2 protein-coding genes are annotated in these 2,156 nt (G+C 33.1%); both read left to right on the top strand.

Annotated elements, in window-relative coordinates:
- The first annotated feature begins 293 nt into the window (after window positions 1-293).
- Entirely contained in the window at window positions 294-851 is a 558-nt protein-coding gene (locus tag U9P79_08415; GenBank protein MEA2104646.1) for a LemA family protein, read from the top strand.
- 38 nt (window positions 852-889) lie between these two features.
- Window positions 890-1,981, top strand: coding sequence for a tetraacyldisaccharide 4'-kinase (gene lpxK, locus U9P79_08410; protein MEA2104645.1), 1,092 nt, complete (start codon window positions 890-892; stop codon window positions 1,979-1,981).
- Window positions 1,982-2,156: the final 175 nt, after the last annotated feature.

Genomic DNA, 2,156 nt, shown 5'->3' with positions numbered 1-2,156 from the left:
TCGGGGATTAGATTTCTGCTTGTGGCTATTGAAAAATGGGAATGGATGTGAAAATCTGCTATAAATTTCATAATCTGCAATATTCGGGATAGAAATTCACCGTCAATTAATTTGGATTATTTTTTTTCATTGCGAAGATCAACATATTGCAGATATTTTAGACCATTCGAAAGGTAAGGTTTCCTGTTTTTTCTAAATTATCATAATCAACAATAATTCAAGAAATCTTGACAAGCAATTCGTTAAAAAAGAATCCATATAAAAAATATAAATATTAAATTTCCGGAGGAAAGATGAAAAAAGGTACAATTATTATAATTGCGATAATTGCCATTTTAATAATAATGGGAATTTCAAGATATAATTCGTTTGCAAAGATGAAAGTGGACATAGACAATTCTTGGGCAGAGATCGAAAATCAGCAGAAACGACGTTTTGATTTGATTCCCAATTATGTGGCAACTGTAAAGGGTTATGCAAAACACGAGGAAGAAGTTTTTACAAAAGTTACGAAAGCTCGTGCAAGCGTGGGCAATGCCTCATCCCGATCCGAGAAAATTGATGCGAACAATCAGCTGACCGGAGCGTTATCTCGCTTACTTATGGTGGTGGAGCGATATCCGGACCTGAAGGCAAACACGAACTTCATTCGCTTGCAGGATGAATTGGCAGGAACGGAAAACCGGCTCGCAGTTGCTCGAAGACGTTATAATGAATCCGTTAAAAATTTCAACAAACAAATTGTAACATTCCCGAACAATATTTTGGCAGGAATGTTTGGATTTTCTAAAGAACCGTTTTACGAAGTCCCTGAAACAGAAAAAGCTACTCCAAAAGTCAATTTTGATTAAATCGTTTTGATTGTATATAAAATGAACCGAATGATTTTGTGAGCATCAAAAAATTACATCGGAATTTTATCCAAGAGCATTGGGATAACAGAAGTTTAACCTCCTTTCTTCTATTACCCTTTGCTCTTTTTTATTCCCTTATTCAATATTTACGGAGGAGTTTATTTTCTGCTGGAGTTTTATCGAGTTATCAATCTAAAAGCAAAATAATTTCAGTGGGGAATCTTGGGATTGGCGGAAATGGCAAAACTCCTTTTACGATTTATCTGGCGAAATATCTACAAGCCAAAGGAAATTCCGTATCTGTTTCGCATCGTGGCTATAAAGGTGAATATGAAAATTCCATTAAGATAATATCGGATGAAAACGGAATGAAAAAAATTGCCGAAAATGCCGGAGATGAACCGCAAGTAATTGCTGAAAATTTATCGGGAATTTCTGTTATTGTCGGTAAAGATCGTACAAAAGCGATAAAATTACTCGAAGAGAAAATTCGTCCTGATTATGTTATCCTCGATGACTCATTTCAGCATCTAAAAATAAAACGAGATATTGATTTCGTTCTATTTGATGCAAAAAATCCTTTGGGTAATGGTTTCACAATTCCTGCTGGAAAATTGCGAGAACCAAAATCCACATTAAAGCATGCTGATTTTTTGGTTTTCAATAATTGTCCCGAAAATTATCAAATTCCCAAATGGGCAATAAAATATAAAAAACCAATCATAAAAACAATTTACAAATTATCTCATTTTATTGAATTCTCATCAAAAAAGAATGTGAAGCCTGAAACATTGCAAGCTCAAAAAGTGTTTTTGCTTTCCGGAATCGGTACTCCAAATTCATTTGAAAAAAGCATTGAAAATACCGGAATCATTTTTTCAGAACATTTTGTTTTTCCAGACCATTATGCCTTTGATCAAGATAAAGATATTCAACCGATCATCGAAAAAGCCATAAGACAAAATGTAGCAGTCATTATTACTACAGAAAAAGATTACGTGAAATTAAAGGATATTCTTCCTGCAAAAAATCATTTTTTATATGCGAAATTAGAAATTGAAGTTGTGGGAAATATAGCAAAAATGTTGAACACGGAGAGCACCGGGAACACAGAAAATAGATTATAGCAGAAAATCAAAAATCGTTAATCGGAGTTCGATATTAAAAAAATGAATAATGAATAATGAATATCGATTAACGAATGATGATTTTAGAAGTAAAAAAGTAATGAAAACTCGCAGAAAAAATCATAAATCAAAAATCGTTAATCGGAGTTCGGAATTCGATATTAAAGCAAATGAA

Source organism: Candidatus Cloacimonadota bacterium, assembly GCA_034661015.1.
GTDB lineage: Bacteria > Cloacimonadota > Cloacimonadia > JGIOTU-2 > JGIOTU-2 > JAYEKN01.
This window is presented reverse-complemented; position numbering and strand designations above follow the sequence as displayed.